This window comes from Nocardia sp. alder85J (genome assembly GCF_020176955.2).
Classification (GTDB): Bacteria; Actinomycetota; Actinomycetes; order Mycobacteriales; family Mycobacteriaceae; genus Nocardia.
The window spans coordinates 709,417-724,117 of record NZ_JAIUCZ020000004.1 but is presented as its reverse complement, the minus strand read 5'-3'; the positions used below and the strand labels follow the sequence as shown (position 1 = coordinate 724,117).

Here is a 14,701-nt window from a genome sequence, read left to right as displayed (position 1 = left end):
GGACGGCTCACGCGAGAGCCCACTGCGCGGCAGCGTCGCGGAACTGCACGATCGACTCGTGCCGACTATGCGGATCCAGGGCGCTGTGCACCGTCCGAAGGTTGTGCAGGATCCGCTCCGACCCTGTGCTGACCGCGCATCCCATCACCGCGTGGCCCAGCCGCGCGCCGGACTCGATATCGCCGGCCTGCACGTACGCGACTGCTTGCCGCGACACGTAGACGGCCTGATCGCGGGTCTGCCCCGAGCGCATCGAACTGATCGCCTCCCCGAACTGGTCGATCGCTGACCGGTAGTCACCGAGCGCCACCCGGCCTTGCGCCTGGTGCACGTTGATGTACTCCTGATCCAGGAAGAACCCCCAGGACGGGTCGACGTTCGCGTCCTGGGCGAGTGCGCGAGCGCGATCGAACTGCGCTTCGCTGCCGGACCGGTCGCCTGCCAGAGCACGACCGTGCGCGCCGAACGTATTCGCCACGGCCGCGAACCTGGTGTCCGGTGGCGCCTGGCGTACCGCGGCGTCCGCCAGCTCCAGCGCTTCCATCCCGTCACCCATGTCGGCCGCGATATGGGCCTTGCGGATGAGGACCGCCGCCACCGAGTAGGGATCGCCGAGCTGATGGGACCAGGTCAAGCCCCGGTCTGTCCAGTGCTGCGCGCGGTCCCACGAGCGGCAATCCTGATGCAGCCAGGCAGCGAATTCCGCGTACAAGATCCTCATGCGCTGCATCGTGACCGGGTCACCGACTCGGGCGCGGCGCAGCTGGCCGATGCGCTCGATGCTCTGCTCCACCAACGGGATAACGTCGCGAGCACCGTGCAAGTTGTCGGACTCGATCAACGACAACCGGAGCCGGTGAAAGTGTTCGAGACGGTCGATATCGGGACTGTTCGCGAGGACCGCCGCAGGCTTCACGCCAGCGGCTACAGCCAGGGCCCCAGCCCCGATGCCGGTGATGACGGTGCGGCGAGGAAGTGACACAAGAATGACCTCTCCAGCGGCGGTCCGGGCCTGAACCCAAACCTGGTCGGCTTCATCAGCACCCAGAACGGCCGGCATCGGCTGACCGAGGGTGTCGACCGCCAGCGTATCCGGCACGGCCGTACAGTTGTCATTCTCAGCGTCCACGCCCGTCATCCGCGCGAACCGCGCGACAACGTTCGGCGACGCCTCAGCCAATGCCTTGTCCAGCTGACGCTTACTCGATGGGCGTAACGACGCACCCGCCCCCGCTGATTCCCAACCCTCCACGGAACGGCTCGAAACCTGAACCAGGTTCGCGAACTCATCAATCGACAGCTGCATGGCATCGCGCAGCTGTCGAATCTCGATTCCTGTCCATCGGTACGTGATCATCGACCCAGCTCCAAGCCCCTGCTCTGCTGTCGTTGTTGATCGAAAGCTACCTGCTTCCAGTATCTCTCGGGGAGCGATCCACCGACGATGTACGGGAAGTTGCGGGAAAGCTGCGGAATTTCTTCGTGGTTAGTGCAGCCGGTGCGGCTCACGCTGAGACCAGGCCCCGCCGCCGGACGAGTCCAACCCGCCCTCAGCGCATCGGCCGACCCACACCCGTAACAAGGGACGCCACGGTCGGATGCGCCCGGACCCCGGCGGCGGGTGCCGTACCGACAATCACCGCCGAGAGGACACGGGCATGAATTCCCATCATGCGAGACCGTTAGCGGTTGGCCTGGTACGCGCTGACGTATCCGGTTCCAGCGCACTGGAACACGCGGCCGGGCTCCGCCGCCACGCCGAGGGACTGGGCTACCAGTACATCCACACTGTGCGCCCGCCGCACGACGACCGGGATCCTGTCGGGTACGCGCTCGGGATCGCCGCCGGCCTGGAAGTCGCCGCGCTCATCGTCTGGGACCTGGAGACCGTCGGCCACACCCCGTCACGGGTGTGCGAGCAGATGGATCTGGAGACCGTGGTCCCTCCCGAGACCTGGGCGGCCTCCGCGTACGTGCACCGCGACCCCGGCCACGGATACCCGGCCCAGCCGCTCACGGAACTCGTCGCGCGGCACATCATGCAAGATCACCTGACGTGCCGTGCGACTCGATGCCCGCGTAAGGCATTCGCGTACGCCTTCCTGGTCAAGGAGGGCAAGATCGTGCCTCCTACGAGCAGCCCGCGCGAACGGGCAGCAGCCCGCGGCCTGGAGTACCCGGCCCTCGACGAACTCGGCCCTGCCCTACCCGACGGTGTCGATCTGGCGGTCCTCGTCGGCGTGCTGGGCAAGCTCACCGATCCGGATCCAGATCCGGACCTCGAGGCCGCACGGCTCGACCGCTCCGTAGCCGGGCAGCGCTGACCGGCTACCACCATGAGCTTCGCGGGTCCTTCTGCGGCTCAAACGACATCGCCACGGCCAGACGAGCCCGACGTGCTCGTGTGCATCCGCCCAAGGATCCTGAAGCCACGGGAGCTGCGGTTCGTGGCCTGTCTCTCGGCGGCCTATCGATTCGCCGAGCACTGGGCAGGTCTACCACCAACGCGACGTCGTCACGTTCGAGCAGCTCCGGCCGGGGAGTCGGCGCCTTCCGTGCGAACAGCTCTGGGTCCTTCCATGACCATTCGAATCCGCCAAATCGATTGTGCACGTGACTGATTCGCGGATCTCAAACCTCTGAAGGATAGTGACATGACAGATACGCCGCTCTACGTCGACGAGGACATCAACAGGACGCTGATCGTGGTGTGTCCGTTGTGCCACAACGAAGTTCGCACCCAAGGCAACGTCGTCAGTGTATGGATCGTGACTCACGACTCGCCCGAGGGGAAGTGCCCGGCCTCCGACAGGGAAGTCCGCATGATGCCCAAGCGGCCCTGACGCTCGGCTGACACGGCCTCGCCGGTTTGAACAGTCGGGAAGCCCCAATTTACAACACAATTGAAGAACATCGTTGCCACCGACACCCCCGAACTCTCCCGACCGGAGCACGTCCCGCCGTCTGTTGCTGCCGTTCGCATCCGACCGGTAACGCCGCTCTTGGCTCCCGCGCGCATTTGGTCCGTAACCGAACTGCTCGACCGCAAGGAAGCACTGCTTGAGGAAGGCGTCGTACGCCAACTTCCCCGAGGTGGAGAAACAGCATAAGTTTCGGCAGCGGCCGGCATGGATGGCCAGTCCGGTGAGCCAGGCCAGATTTCGTGCGCCAGCCGGGTAGGCACTGGAATACGCAGAGTTGTCTGCGGCCTACAAGGCATCGGGGGAACGGCGTTGCCCGCGGCCGGGGTCACGACGGCGGCCATCTCGCCACATCACATGGCGGCACGAATCCGGGCATCGACGGCGGCGACAGATGCAATGGCGCCGACCAATCCACCCGAGCTCAGGGACTTACCGCCGCCCAGCCGCCAGCGGCCGTCGTCACGGTCCCCGACGAACAGACCGCTGCGAGACGGTCGCCGATCTCGGTGTTCGGCATCGCCGTGCGGGCTCCGCAGATTTCCACACGGCACAAGGTCGTTGCCTGGATCGGGCCGGCGACTCACTGGCCGGTGTCAGCGGCCTCGCGAATGAGCTGTTCGGTCTCGGCGGCACCGAACTGCTCGTTGAGGTACTCGATTTGAGCAGTGAGGCCGTTGTTGTTGATCTGGGACGCGGTGTTACTGGCAGCGTCATGTACGGCGTCGAACAGTTCGATACCATCGAGGCCGAGATCGTCGGCCAAACGCACCAGTTGTTCCGATGTCGATCTGGGCATGGAGAACCTCCTGGGAATGCGGACAACGGCTTGCGGTCACGGCACTGTGGGTCCGTGGGTGATGCCGGTGAGGTGGGTGAGGGCATCGGCGGCCGAGATATTAAGGGCGACTGGGGGATTCAGAGGCAGGGACGCCCGTTTCGGATCGAATCCCGGTCTCTGCTCGGCGGTCACGGTGGCCGGCGCCAGCGTTTATCATGAGTGGACCCCTGTTGCGATATTTCCAGATCACGCCGACGCTTCGTCAAGCCTCACAGGGCAGCGATCGCCTGGCCTGCTGCTCAGGCGGCTGCGCTGCTGGTGTAATGGGTTTGGACATGGTCGCGCAGTTGGTTGTGGACCTCCTCCACCCACGCGATGTCACCGTCGATCGCGACCTCGGAGACCGCGACCTCGACAGGTTCGCCGCGGGACACGAAAGTGGGTGTTTTCCCGGCTCGATACGCCGTGACGTGGATGAAACCCGGTTCGGTTACCGGCTCGTGCTCGCCGCGCCACCAGTTCTGCGGATGACGCCAGAACGCGTGGTACTCGACATCACCGACCCGCCATTCCCAGCGCTCGCCCTCGGCGGCGCGATAATGACGAAGTGTGACGCTGCCCCGTTTCCGAGCCGGACGCGGCCGGGCCGGCGCGGCATCGAGGACCGCGAACAATTCGGGGAACTGCTCATGGGCCTGCGCGGCGGTGAGATGGCCGGTCACCTGGTGATACGGCAGCGGCTGCGGGCGGCCGTTGCGGCGGGTCAGCGCGGCCATGGTTTGGACTCGACCGCCGACGGTGTCGTAGAGACCGGCGACACTGACCGACTTCGGGTTGACGCGGGCAACCTCGTGCCAGCGATCACGGCTCCAAGAGACGAAGTCGCCGACCGCGAAATCGCCAGGCTCCCAGACGTGCACGCCCGCCTCGTCGAGTACTCGCCACCAGTAGTCGATTTCCTCCAGCTTCTCCACGATCTCGGCTCGCGCGATCGCCAAAGAGTGATCCGACCACCGATCGCCATGCTGTTCCAGGTTCTTGCCGATACGGCGTAGATCGGTTTCGATGCCGAGGATACGGCGCTGGGTAGTGCCCGGATTCTCTTTATAGGCCCGGAAATTCGCTGCCGCCGCTGCACGGTCAATGCGGTTTTTGGCCTTGTCGTAGAGTGCCCACGCCTTGCCCTCACGCTGCCACAGCCGATCCAGCAAACGCCGGTGCCGATGCTCGGAATGATGACCGACGAGAATCGGCTGACCGTTGAGCATGTCGAAGGTGCGCTGGTTGTCCGCTCGGATGCTGTCGGAAGTCCAGAATTCGCGCCGCGCCATGTACTGCTGATACGCAGCCCGATCGTCGGCCCTGTCGTACTTTTCCTGCATGAACCCAGCGAAGTCGACCGCCGGCGTCGTGTCGTCGATGTCGACATCGATCTCGTGACCGAGTTCGCGAAGCCGCTCGACCGCACTGTCGATCTTGTAGGTGTCGGCTCGGCGGCGCCGCGAGTGCGGCAGATACCAGTACGGGTCACCCAACTCGTCATCGGCGGGCAGGTTCTCCGACCCGCGGAAGTTGCAGGGCCACTCGGTGAGCGCCTTCCCGACCCCTGACATACCGCGATAGGTACCGTAGACAAGCGTGCCGAGTTGACGGTTGTGGCGAATCGTGATGTGGCTCATCTGGTTACGTCCTTCCGGGGAGAAGCGCGGTCGGTGGATGAGAGCTCACCGGACGCGGGGCATCGGGTGATGCTCGAAAAGGCTGATTCCGGTCGGGGGCCGGCCTGGTGTCGCACGAATGAGGCTGGCGCGGTGCAGGGGGCTGTGCGTAGCAGCGGGGTCGACGGCGACGACTCGGCCGGCGTTGGATACCGGCTGCGGCTGCGGGTCGCCGGATCGGCACGAACATTCAGACGCTTACGGCTCCGCGGTCGCGAGCAGCGGCAGCGCGCGGCGTGCAGCTATGGCTGCGTGACCGCGAAGGCGATCTGTCGATCGGTCACGGTGAGCAGCACGTGGACGAATCCGTCGTCGACGGCTGTGCGAAGAAAGTCGAGCAGCGTGTCGCTGGTGTTGTCGTTCATAGGCTCGAGCAGATCGAACAGTTCGGCGGAGCCGTCACCGCCAGCGGCGACGCGGGATCGGTGCCGGGCCCCCACCCTTCCGCGTACGCGACCTGGACGGCGTCGTCGCCCGTGCGCGCCGCGTTACTCATCAGGTATCGTCCTTGACCCACCACAATGCGGGTTGGACCAGTCTCTGGTCATGCAACGGCCGCTGGTCGGCGGCAGTGGCGGTGTGGTCGGCGATGTCGAGGACTCGACGCAATGGAAAACGCAGGTCGAGGGGTCGATTGTCGGTGGTGTCGAGTGTCAGCGGCCACTTGAAGTTTCCCCGCGTACGGCCAGTTACGATTCCCCGCAGGCGGCCGGTTGTGGGCATCTAGCGCATCGCCAGCATCTCGACCAGGGTGTCCGCTCATGCCGATGAGCGAGTGTGGCGCAGGCTGTCCTCATATGCCGATTTACCTGCTCATAGATGCGCCGATCGGGCGAACTTGTTGGTCACCGGGAACTATAGGCGGGTCGGATCGTGTGTCGGCACCTGAAGGTCACGAGCCTCAGTCGGTGTGAGAACGCCCTTCGGCAAACGATGCCAAGTTGGCCAACGAGGAGGCGATTCCGGCTTCGTGAACGACTTGGTCTATCCCGCTGGGCACGTTCGTTGCGGTGACGGTCACCTCGGTTCCGGCGTCGGAAGCAGTGAGGGTCCAGGTCATCGTCATAGTGCCGGTGAACGAAGGATCGTCGGCTTCGAAGACGGCCGTCTGCACTACTCGTTGCCCTGGCAGCAACTCTGCGAAGGCGACGTCGATGACATCGGTCGCATCCGAAGTCTTACCCGGATTACCGACGGGGTCGAGATAGGTCAGCACCATGTGGAATCCTCCACCGGGCCGTGGGTCCCAGTCCGTGATGCGGCCGTGCATCCCGTCCGGCGGCAGCCATGCCTCGAGGGAGTCGCGGTCCAGCAGAGCGTCGTAGACAGCGGCCGGTGGTGCTGCGATGGTCCGGGTGGCACAGTCGATCCTCTCCATGACGAAAGCCTAGGGCCAGCACACGAACCTGCCCCATCCAGGGACGGATGGAAGCCCGCTCATGCCACATACCGCTCGAAACCGGTTGCGCCCGCGTGACATCCGCTCATGCCGATTACCGGATGTTCAGGGCGGGCCTGAATCCCATTGTTCGGCGGCGCAACAGGCCGCACGAGGGCTGCTGTGTTCGCTTCGGACCGGCTTGGCGGCAGCATCGGTTCGGCGGGCGCCGCCCGCTGGCGGCGCTGCCCACAACACCCGTCCGGAGCAGGTGTGCCGGCATCGCGATTCGTACTGGTCGGTTGATATTCGGTCTCGAAACATGGTGCAGTGTAGTGATTTTCGAATCGTGTGATGCAGGGTGTGGTCCCCGCGTGGGCAGTGTGTGTGGTTGCCGGGGAAGGTGCTGCGCGGGTGGGTGGAGGTGTGTACGGTGGGCGTCAATCGGCGTGGTTTGCTCGGGGGCCACCGGCGGGAACCGGAATCTTTCACATGATCTGTTTTCGATGAGGGGTGATTCGTCGTGCCTGGTGGGCCGGTGGTGCCGATGCAGTTCGGGGCGTGGAGGTACTGGTCGAAACAGTCCGGGTGGCCGGTGCCGAGCCGACCGGTACCGGTGGTACCGGTCCGGTGGTGGATGCGCTGGAGCGGGCCCGGGAGGTGATCACCGCCGCGGCGACGTCGACTGCGCACACGATCCGGCAGTTGGGGGAGGCGACGCGCCCGGATCGGGTGGAGGTCGAGTTCGGGATCGGGTTCTCGGTGAAAGCCAATGTCATCGTCGCCTCCGGCGCCGCCGATGCGACGTTGAAGGTCAAGCTCGTCTACGAGGCCCACACCGACGACACGGTCCCCGCTGTCGGCCCGGCCGGGACCGGGGACGCTGGTCAGCCATGACCGGTCCGACCGCCACATCGTCACTGGCGCAACCGGACTCGCGGGTGCCGGGGTTTCTGGGGCGGATACTTTACCCCGGCGGCGTCCCCGCGGGAACCTGTTTCCAGGCCGCAACCGGGGTGCTGGTGACCGCGGCCCACGTGCTCCGCGACGTCGATGCCGGGTATCCGGGCGCGGTGGTGCGGGTGGATGCGCTCGCTGGCGGGTTGGCGGTGTTCGAGGCGGCGGTGGCGCGTGTCGACGAGATCCACGACCTGGCGGTCCTCACCGCCGCGACCGCGTTGACGAGTTCGGTGGCGGGATGGGCAGCCACCGATGTGATCGAATTGGGCACGGCGACGGTGATCACCGGTGTCTCCGAAGTGCCCGATCCCCATCATGATTACCGTTACCTCGACGCCGCCGGTATCTGGGCCGGTGGCACCACTCGTGATGAGCAGGTTCCCTTGGGCCGGCTCAAAGCCGAGTCGGTGATGAAGGGGATGAGTGGTGGCCCGGTCCGCCGCCGTAGCGACGATTACGTCATCGGGGTGGTCTCGCAGCGCTACAACTCCGCCGACGGCTGGGCCCGCGACAGCGTCCTGATCGCCCGCATCGAAGACCTGCATCCCCTGCTGGAGGGGATCACCGCGATCGAGGTCACCGGACCACCACCGTTGACTGCGGCAGTCGACCTCGTCCTCACCGTCACCGAGACCCGGGTCCGGTTACACGGCGGCGGCATCGACGTCGACGCCGGTCATCAGGGTGTGCGGCCGGGGCTGGCCGCGGCCGTCACCGATGTGCATCGCGAACGCACCCGCCGCGCCACGACCAGCATCACCCGAACCTCGGTGGAGCAACAGGCTATCGAGCCCGCCACAGGGACCGTGTCCTTGCGTCGCGCGGGGATCTTGGCGGCGGAATCGTTTCTGCCGCCACCGATCACCGACGCACTCACCAATGTGCTGACCCGTGCAGTGCAAGCATATGTGCCGGTGCGGATCGGAATCGAACCGGGCCCGTTCCCGATGGTGCCGTGGGAAGCTCTGCCGGATCCGGTCTCGTCCACCCCGTGGGCTCTGCATCCGTTGATCACCGTCTACCGGCGGGTGGCCGCAGGGCCCGTGCGGGCGATCGCGGGACCACTACGGATTCTGGTCGCCATCGCCGCACCCACCGAATCCGGCGGCCCGGTCCTGGACTACGAGCACGAACTGCGCAATGTGCTGAAAGCGGTGAAAGGCGCCCGCTATGGTGACGCGCAGGTGCGGATCGTCGAGTTCGCCACCACCGACGCGATCCGCACCGAACTCGAACAAGCCTCGGCTCACGTCCTGCATCTGTCCGGGCACGGCAGTCCCGGACACTTGATCCTGGAAACCGATAGCGGTGCCGCGAGGCCGGTCACCGCGCGGCAGCTCCTGGAGGAGGCGATCCCGGCCGGGTTGATGCCGCCGGTGATCAGCCTGGCCGCCTGCCACACCGACGTCGCCGCCGAAGCCGGCGCCTCCTCCTTTGCCGCGGACCTGCTGGCCCACGGAGCGAGTGTGGTGATCGCGACCGAGACCACGGTCACCGACCGGTACGCGACCGCTCTGTTCGCTCGCGTCTATCAGGACCTCGCCCACCAGCCCGTACCGGATGTGGTCGCGGCGGTGACCGCGGCGCGGCGCACTATCCACCGTCAATGGTCCACCTCCCCCAGCCCCCGCGACACTCTCCTCGCCGGTTTGGACGAATGGAGTGTCGTCACCGTCCTCGCCGCACAACCCACGGTCACCGTCTACGACCCGGCAGTGCGCGACACCGCGGGCAACCCCGCGCCGGCGGTGGCTGGTCCCGTGGTGTCCGGGCTGGTGCAGCGTGATACCGGGGATTTCGTGGGCCGCCGCCGCGAACTGCGCACCCTGCCCGCGGTTTTGGCGGGCAACCGGTATGCGGGGATCGTGTTGCACGGGCTCGGCGGTATCGGGAAAACCACCCTCGCCACCCAGCTGCTGCACCGCCAGCAGCACAGCCCGCTGGTCGTCGTCGCCACCGGTGAACTCAACCCCGACACCCTGCTGGCCGCCATCGCCGCCCGCGTCAGCCGCTTTCACACGATCGAGACCGGCACCGTGCCCGATCCGCGTGTGCCTGCGGCGTTGCAGTACGTGACCCGGGTCGACCAGCCGTGGACCGAACGCCTGGCCGTGCTGCGCGAGTACGTCTTCGATGTGCTGCCGATACTGGTGGTACTGGACAACTTCGAGGACAACCTGACACCCGGCACCCACACAATCACCGACGCGTCGCTGGCCGATCTGCTGGCCGCGTGGGTCACCGACCCCGGCCGTAGCCGGCTGCTGGTGACCTGCCGGTACCCGCTGTCGCTGCCCGGCCAGGCGCACGGCCGGTTGCTGGCACAGGTGGTGGGGCCGATGACGCAAGCCGAAACCTTCAAACTGATCTGGTCCCTGCCGGAGCTGGATCGTCTCGACGATGCCGAACTCGAGCGGGTGTGGCGGCTGGTCGGCGGGCATCCCCGCAGCCTGGAATACCTCGACGCCCTCCTCGGCAACAAGATCGCCCGCTACCGCGACATCACCGCCCGCCTGACCACCGCCCTCGCCGCCCACCCCGCCACACAACCCGCCCTCACCAGCACCACCCTCGACGTCGCCGTCGCCACCGCGGTCACCCTCATCGCCGACGACATCCTCCTCACCGACCTCTTCGACCAACTCACCCCTGCCGCCCAACAACTGTTGATCGGCGCCGCGGTCTACCGCGAACCCATCGACCACACCGGGCTGCTCTACCAGATCGGCGTCGACGACCCCACCGCGGAATGGATACCCGACCGGCAGCAAGCCGGTGAGCGGATCACCACGATCCTCACCGGCCACGGCATCGACCCCACCGCCGGAGACTTCCACCTGGACCGGCTCCCACCCGACGTCCTCACCGACATCACCCCCGACCTCGACCTGTTGACCGCGGATCCGCGTCCCCCGGTGTCCACCGATGCCGATCTGCCCGCCCTGGTGGACGAGTTGTGGTCGCACAGCCTGATCAGCATCGACCCCGGCCGGCAGCGAGTGTTTGTGCATCGTTCCACCGCCACTGCGCTGACCGCCATCCTCACCCACCGCGGCCGCGCCGGCGAGCATGCCACCGCCCACACCCGCGCCGCCCGCTACTGGACGTGGCGTGTCGACGTCTGGCCCCAAGACCTCGACGCGGACCTCCACGACCGGCTCGAAGCCCGCCACCACCACCTCGCCGCCGGCGACATCCCCGCCGCCATCACCATCACCGAAGCGATCTGCACACGCCTGGACACCATCGGCGCCTGGGACCACGAAACCATCCTCATCCACCACACCCTCACCCAACTCCCCCCAGAGTCGCCCGACCGTGCCCCCTGGTACCACCAGCTGGGGATCCTCGCGCAGGCCCGGGGGGACTACGGGGAGGCCGACCGCCGCTACCAGCAAGCCCTCACCATCTTCGAGGAACTCGGCGACCGCGTCGGCATGGCCAGCAGCTACGGCCAGTTGGGGATCCTCGCGCAGGCCAGGGGGGACTATGCCGAGGCCGAACGCCGCTACCAGCAAGCCCTCACCCTCCTCGAGGAACTCGGCGACCGCGCCCGCATGGCCACCAGCTACCACCAGCTGGGGATCCTCGCGCAACGCCGGGGTGACTATCCCGAGGCCGAACGCCGCTACCAGCAATCCCTCACCATAGAAGAGGAACTCGGCAACCGCGTCGGCATGGCCAGCAGCTATGGCCAGTTGGGGATCCTCGCGCAGGACCGGGGTGACTATCCCGAGGCCGAACGCCGCTACCAGCAAGCCCTCACCATCTTCGAGGAACTCGGCAACCGCGCCGGCACGGCCACCGGCTACCATCAGCTGGGGAGGCTCGCGCAGGCCAGGGGGGACTATGCCGAGGCCGAACGCCGCTACCAGCAATCCCTCACCATCAACGAGGAACTCGGCAACCGCGCCGGCACGGCCAGCAGCTACCACCAGCTGGGGATCCTCGCGCAGGAGCGGGGTGACTATCCCGAGGCCGAACGCCGCTACCAGCAATCCCTCACCATCAAAGAGGAACTCGGCAACCGTGCCGGCACGGCCAACAGCTATGGCCAGCTGGGGACCCTCGCGCGGGACCGGGGGGACTATCCCGAGGCCGAACGCCGCTACCAGCAAGCCCTCACCATTCTCGAGGAACTCGGCAACCGCGCCGGCATGGCCAGCAGCTACCACCAGCTGGGGACCCTCGCGCGGGACCGGGGGGACTATCCCGAGGCCGAACGCCGCTACCAGCAAGCCCTCACCATCAACGAGGAACTCGGCAACCGCGCCGGAACCGCTACGAGTTACTCAGCCATGGGAGAGCTTGCGGGCCAGCAGGGACAGCTCACCGACGCGGTACATTTCCATCTTCAAGCTCTCGTTCTGCGCCTGGAGATCGGCGTCCCGCAGGCAGCGAACAACATACGCGCATTACGTCGACTGCGTCAGCGGATGAATCCGCAGCTTTTCCGTACCGCCGTGTCCGAGAAGCTTTCCGACGACGACAGCCAGCGACTCGCCACACTGCTGGACTCCGTCCCCGAGGAATAGCGGCAGCGAACCTCGGCAACCACCGGCGGCGACAAGCGTGCCCATAAACTCCGCTGTTTGCACGAACCCGTACACCGCAAGCACGCGAGCCTGGGAATCGAGGGCCGTCCGGAAGGCAGGAGCACATCCGGTAATGCCGCCTACCCGCCTTGGCTGGACGGCCCACCTTGTTGCGAGAGGGTGGGCCCGGCAGACAGTTATCTCCCCGCTAACTGGCCGCCAGTAGGGAGTTCGAACTGGCCGCTAACAGTCAAGCTCTGCGAGTTCGGCATCGGGTCAGGCGAGGTGTGACGAGTCCGCCTGCCGGAGGTTCGTCGTCAGGCTGATGTGGCAGATCCCGTCGGGAGATCAGCAGTGCTTCGACCTCGGTGCACCGACGTGGTGAAACGCGACCATGGCGCCACCTGCAGGTCCAGCTGGCGGCTCATCGTGATGATTCATGTTGTCCTGCAACGGCTTCCGCCCGTTCAAATCTCCTGTCGGGTGAATGAACGCCACGAACTTTTCGTCCATGTCGTGCTCACCATCGGTGCGTGGCGCACCTGGATCGAGCGGCAGACAGTCAGAGTTGGGATGCCGATTCGGCGGCGGCGTCGCATGCTGCGTCGAGGACCTGCCGCCTGAGGGCGACGCCCGCGTGGGCATCGAGCCGGGCTTTCGTCAGCTGGACGAGTTCTGCGCGCACGGTCGCATACAGCTCGTTGTACGCGAGGGTTTTGCGGTCGAGATGTCCGCGAACCAGGCTGATCATGCCAGGATCGCCGTCGCGGTCGGCGGCGACGAGCATGTCGCGTGCACGGTCCACGCCCTCTTTCGCGGCCTTCAACTGCCCGACGAGGGCGTCCTCTCGTGACTTGGACACGATCACCTCGGCGTCGGTAATGCTCTGTGCGGACGACAGCTCACGCAGCGCTGCCTCCGCGACGGCGACGTACTTCTCCACCCGATCGATGTCATCGAAGTTCATCGTGCTCCTGAGTACCGGGGATACCCGCATCGTCAGAATCTGACCAGCGCTGACCTCATGGTAGGCCGACGATTCGCGGGCTGCACGCGAGTACCTGTGCGGAGAGGACCAGTACCCTTGGTGTACATGGAATCTCGATTCGAAAGCACGTGGCCCGAGGTATTCGCGGGCCTGGACGCGACGGTCAGGCAGTCGGTGGTCGCCACTCTGGCCGATGCGGCGCTGGCGGGTACCGAGCCGACACGGCAGGACGCGGTGGATCTTGTCGCTCTCGCGTGCGGCGACATCTCCGAGGCGGAATACCGGCGCCGCACCGCTGAGCGCGTAGCGGGTGCCCTCGGCGGAGATCGTTCCGCCGAAGCGTGACCTCGCCGGAATCGTCCGAATGGGACAGCTACCTGACCACCGGAGCCGACGGCAGGCCGATGCTGCGCAATACGATCGGCGCAGTCAACGACTATCACCTCTGGGTGCTCGAATTCCGTGAAGTCATGGCGCGGACTCAGGAGATCCGCAGCGGAGCTGCCCTCATCCCCCGGACCGGAGACCTCGCTCAATGGAGGGCGATCCACGCCCACCAGTTCGGCAACATCTACGCATGGGCCGGCCGGTTGCGGACAACCGGGATGTCCAAGAACGGCACAGGATTTGCCACACCAGGCGAGCTGGAACCCTATCTGACCGAACACATCCCGGCCGTCGCCCGGATGCCGTGGCACACGATGGGCAGGAACGTGTTCGTCGAAGCCGTCGCCTGGTCGTTCTCGGTGCTCAATGCCGCGCATCCCTTCCGCGAAGGAAACGGCCGCTCGCTTCGGGTGTTCCTGGACCAGCTCAGCGAGCACGCTCACTGGAGGATCGACTACTCACAGGTGAGCGACCGTGACGGTGCCGAGCGTTGGGACGCGGCGTGTCATGCGACGCGAGCGCGATGGCCGGACATAGACCCAGCGCCCCTCGCGGAGCTGTTCGATCGGATCATCGAAATCGCCGATGTATCGGCTGCCGGGCAGGCCGGCGTCATGCCGACCGCGCAGCGACGCGTGCTGGGATTGACCAACATTCGGCCGGCCGAGCCCTCGCACGAGGTTCCGGATTCGGCACCGACAAGCGAAACCCATGCAGCGCCCCTCGACCGTGACATCGACCCCGACCTGCTCTGACCTACGTCTCCTGCACCAGCAGCGTTGCTGGTACACGGTTCGACAGGCATGGCCCGAGAAGCGGATGCCGGGTCAGCGCAGGAAGGGGATCCGCGCCGCCCGGCTGTGGGATCCTACGTGAAACTGGTCGGCCTCATGGTCGTTCCACGCCCGATTCTCTGGTGTGTGTGAGCGGCCCGGCACCGCGCTTCATGCTTCGGCACCCGCCTCGGGATGTTGTATGCAATTGGTGCGAGGCACACCGTAACCGTTTGCACACCAAATGAATTCGATGGAGC

12 protein-coding genes are annotated in these 14,701 nt (G+C 66.1%); 6 read left to right on the top strand and 6 right to left on the bottom strand.

The window, feature by feature from the left end:
• Positions 1-7: 7 nt before the first annotated feature.
• Entirely contained in the window at positions 8-1,357 is a 1,350-nt protein-coding gene (locus tag LBW94_RS19180) for a helix-turn-helix domain-containing protein (RefSeq protein ID WP_225062309.1), read from the bottom strand.
• Between the two features lie 301 nt (positions 1,358-1,658).
• Between LBW94_RS19180 and LBW94_RS19175 the strand changes: the two genes are divergently transcribed.
• Together LBW94_RS19175 and LBW94_RS19170 are read left to right on the top strand one after the other, a co-directional pair.
• Positions 1,659-2,324: a hypothetical protein gene (locus LBW94_RS19175; protein WP_225062308.1), complete on the top strand. Its 666-nt coding sequence runs from the start codon at positions 1,659-1,661 to the stop codon at positions 2,322-2,324.
• Between the two features lie 330 nt (positions 2,325-2,654).
• Positions 2,655-2,843, top strand: a complete 189-nt coding sequence (locus tag LBW94_RS19170; RefSeq protein WP_225062307.1) for a hypothetical protein — start codon at positions 2,655-2,657, stop codon at positions 2,841-2,843.
• A 661-nt stretch (positions 2,844-3,504) separates the two neighbouring features.
• Here the strand turns inward: LBW94_RS19170 and LBW94_RS19165 are convergent.
• From LBW94_RS19165 to LBW94_RS19150, 4 genes are all read right to left on the bottom strand, one after another.
• Positions 3,505-3,720: a hypothetical protein gene (locus tag LBW94_RS19165; protein WP_225062306.1), complete on the bottom strand. Its 216-nt coding sequence runs from the start codon at positions 3,718-3,720 to the stop codon at positions 3,505-3,507.
• A gap of 281 nt (positions 3,721-4,001) precedes the next feature.
• A complete protein-coding gene (locus LBW94_RS19160) occupies positions 4,002-5,381 on the bottom strand; it encodes a DUF3560 domain-containing protein (protein ID WP_225062305.1) in 1,380 nt (459 codons plus the stop codon).
• A 281-nt stretch (positions 5,382-5,662) separates the two neighbouring features.
• Complete coding sequence (locus LBW94_RS19155) at positions 5,663-5,785, bottom strand: hypothetical protein (protein ID WP_255635254.1); 123 nt, start codon at positions 5,783-5,785, stop codon at positions 5,663-5,665.
• 536 nt (positions 5,786-6,321) lie between these two features.
• Positions 6,322-6,798, bottom strand: coding sequence for an SRPBCC family protein (locus tag LBW94_RS19150; protein ID WP_225062304.1), 477 nt, complete (start codon positions 6,796-6,798; stop codon positions 6,322-6,324).
• Between the two features lie 561 nt (positions 6,799-7,359).
• Here LBW94_RS19150 and LBW94_RS19145 point away from each other — a divergent pair.
• Positions 7,360-7,695, top strand: coding sequence for a CU044_2847 family protein (locus tag LBW94_RS19145; RefSeq protein ID WP_266271496.1), 336 nt, complete (start codon positions 7,360-7,362; stop codon positions 7,693-7,695).
• A complete protein-coding gene (locus tag LBW94_RS19140) occupies positions 7,692-12,293 on the top strand; it encodes a tetratricopeptide repeat protein (protein WP_225062302.1) in 4,602 nt (1,533 codons plus the stop codon). Before LBW94_RS19145 ends, LBW94_RS19140 begins: the two co-directional genes overlap by 4 nt.
• Positions 12,294-12,855: 562 nt before the next feature.
• Here the strand turns inward: LBW94_RS19140 and LBW94_RS19135 are convergent.
• Positions 12,856-13,260 carry a hypothetical protein gene (locus LBW94_RS19135; protein WP_225062301.1) on the bottom strand — a complete coding sequence of 135 codons (405 nt, stop codon included), beginning with the start codon at positions 13,258-13,260 and terminating at the stop codon, positions 12,856-12,858.
• 126 nt (positions 13,261-13,386) lie between these two features.
• Between LBW94_RS19135 and LBW94_RS19130 the strand changes: the two genes are divergently transcribed.
• On the top strand, positions 13,387-13,626 hold the full coding sequence (locus tag LBW94_RS19130) for a hypothetical protein (protein ID WP_225062300.1): 240 nt from the start codon (positions 13,387-13,389) through the stop codon (positions 13,624-13,626).
• Positions 13,623-14,423 (top strand): Fic/DOC family protein, encoded by an 801-nt coding sequence (locus LBW94_RS19125; protein ID WP_225062299.1) that lies wholly within the window; start codon positions 13,623-13,625, stop codon positions 14,421-14,423. Before LBW94_RS19130 ends, LBW94_RS19125 begins: the two co-directional genes overlap by 4 nt.
• Positions 14,424-14,701 lie beyond the last annotated feature (278 nt).

Coding starts and splice junctions, on each gene's coding strand:
- LBW94_RS19150 (WP_225062304.1), bottom strand. CDS start 6,798: ATGGAGAGGATCGACTGTGCCACCCGGACCATCGCAGCACCACCGGCC.
- LBW94_RS19160 (WP_225062305.1), bottom strand. CDS start 5,381: ATGAGCCACATCACGATTCGCCACAACCGTCAACTCGGCACGCTTGTC.
- LBW94_RS19135 (WP_225062301.1), bottom strand. CDS start 13,260: ATGAACTTCGATGACATCGATCGGGTGGAGAAGTACGTCGCCGTCGCG.
- LBW94_RS19175 (WP_225062308.1), top strand. CDS start 1,659: ATGAATTCCCATCATGCGAGACCGTTAGCGGTTGGCCTGGTACGCGCT.
- LBW94_RS19130 (WP_225062300.1), top strand. CDS start 13,387: ATGGAATCTCGATTCGAAAGCACGTGGCCCGAGGTATTCGCGGGCCTG.
- LBW94_RS19180 (WP_225062309.1), bottom strand. CDS start 1,357: ATGATCACGTACCGATGGACAGGAATCGAGATTCGACAGCTGCGCGAT.
- LBW94_RS19165 (WP_225062306.1), bottom strand. CDS start 3,720: ATGCCCAGATCGACATCGGAACAACTGGTGCGTTTGGCCGACGATCTC.
- LBW94_RS19140 (WP_225062302.1), top strand. CDS start 7,692: ATGACCGGTCCGACCGCCACATCGTCACTGGCGCAACCGGACTCGCGG.
- LBW94_RS19155 (WP_255635254.1), bottom strand. CDS start 5,785: ATGAACGACAACACCAGCGACACGCTGCTCGACTTTCTTCGCACAGCC.
- LBW94_RS19170 (WP_225062307.1), top strand. CDS start 2,655: ATGACAGATACGCCGCTCTACGTCGACGAGGACATCAACAGGACGCTG.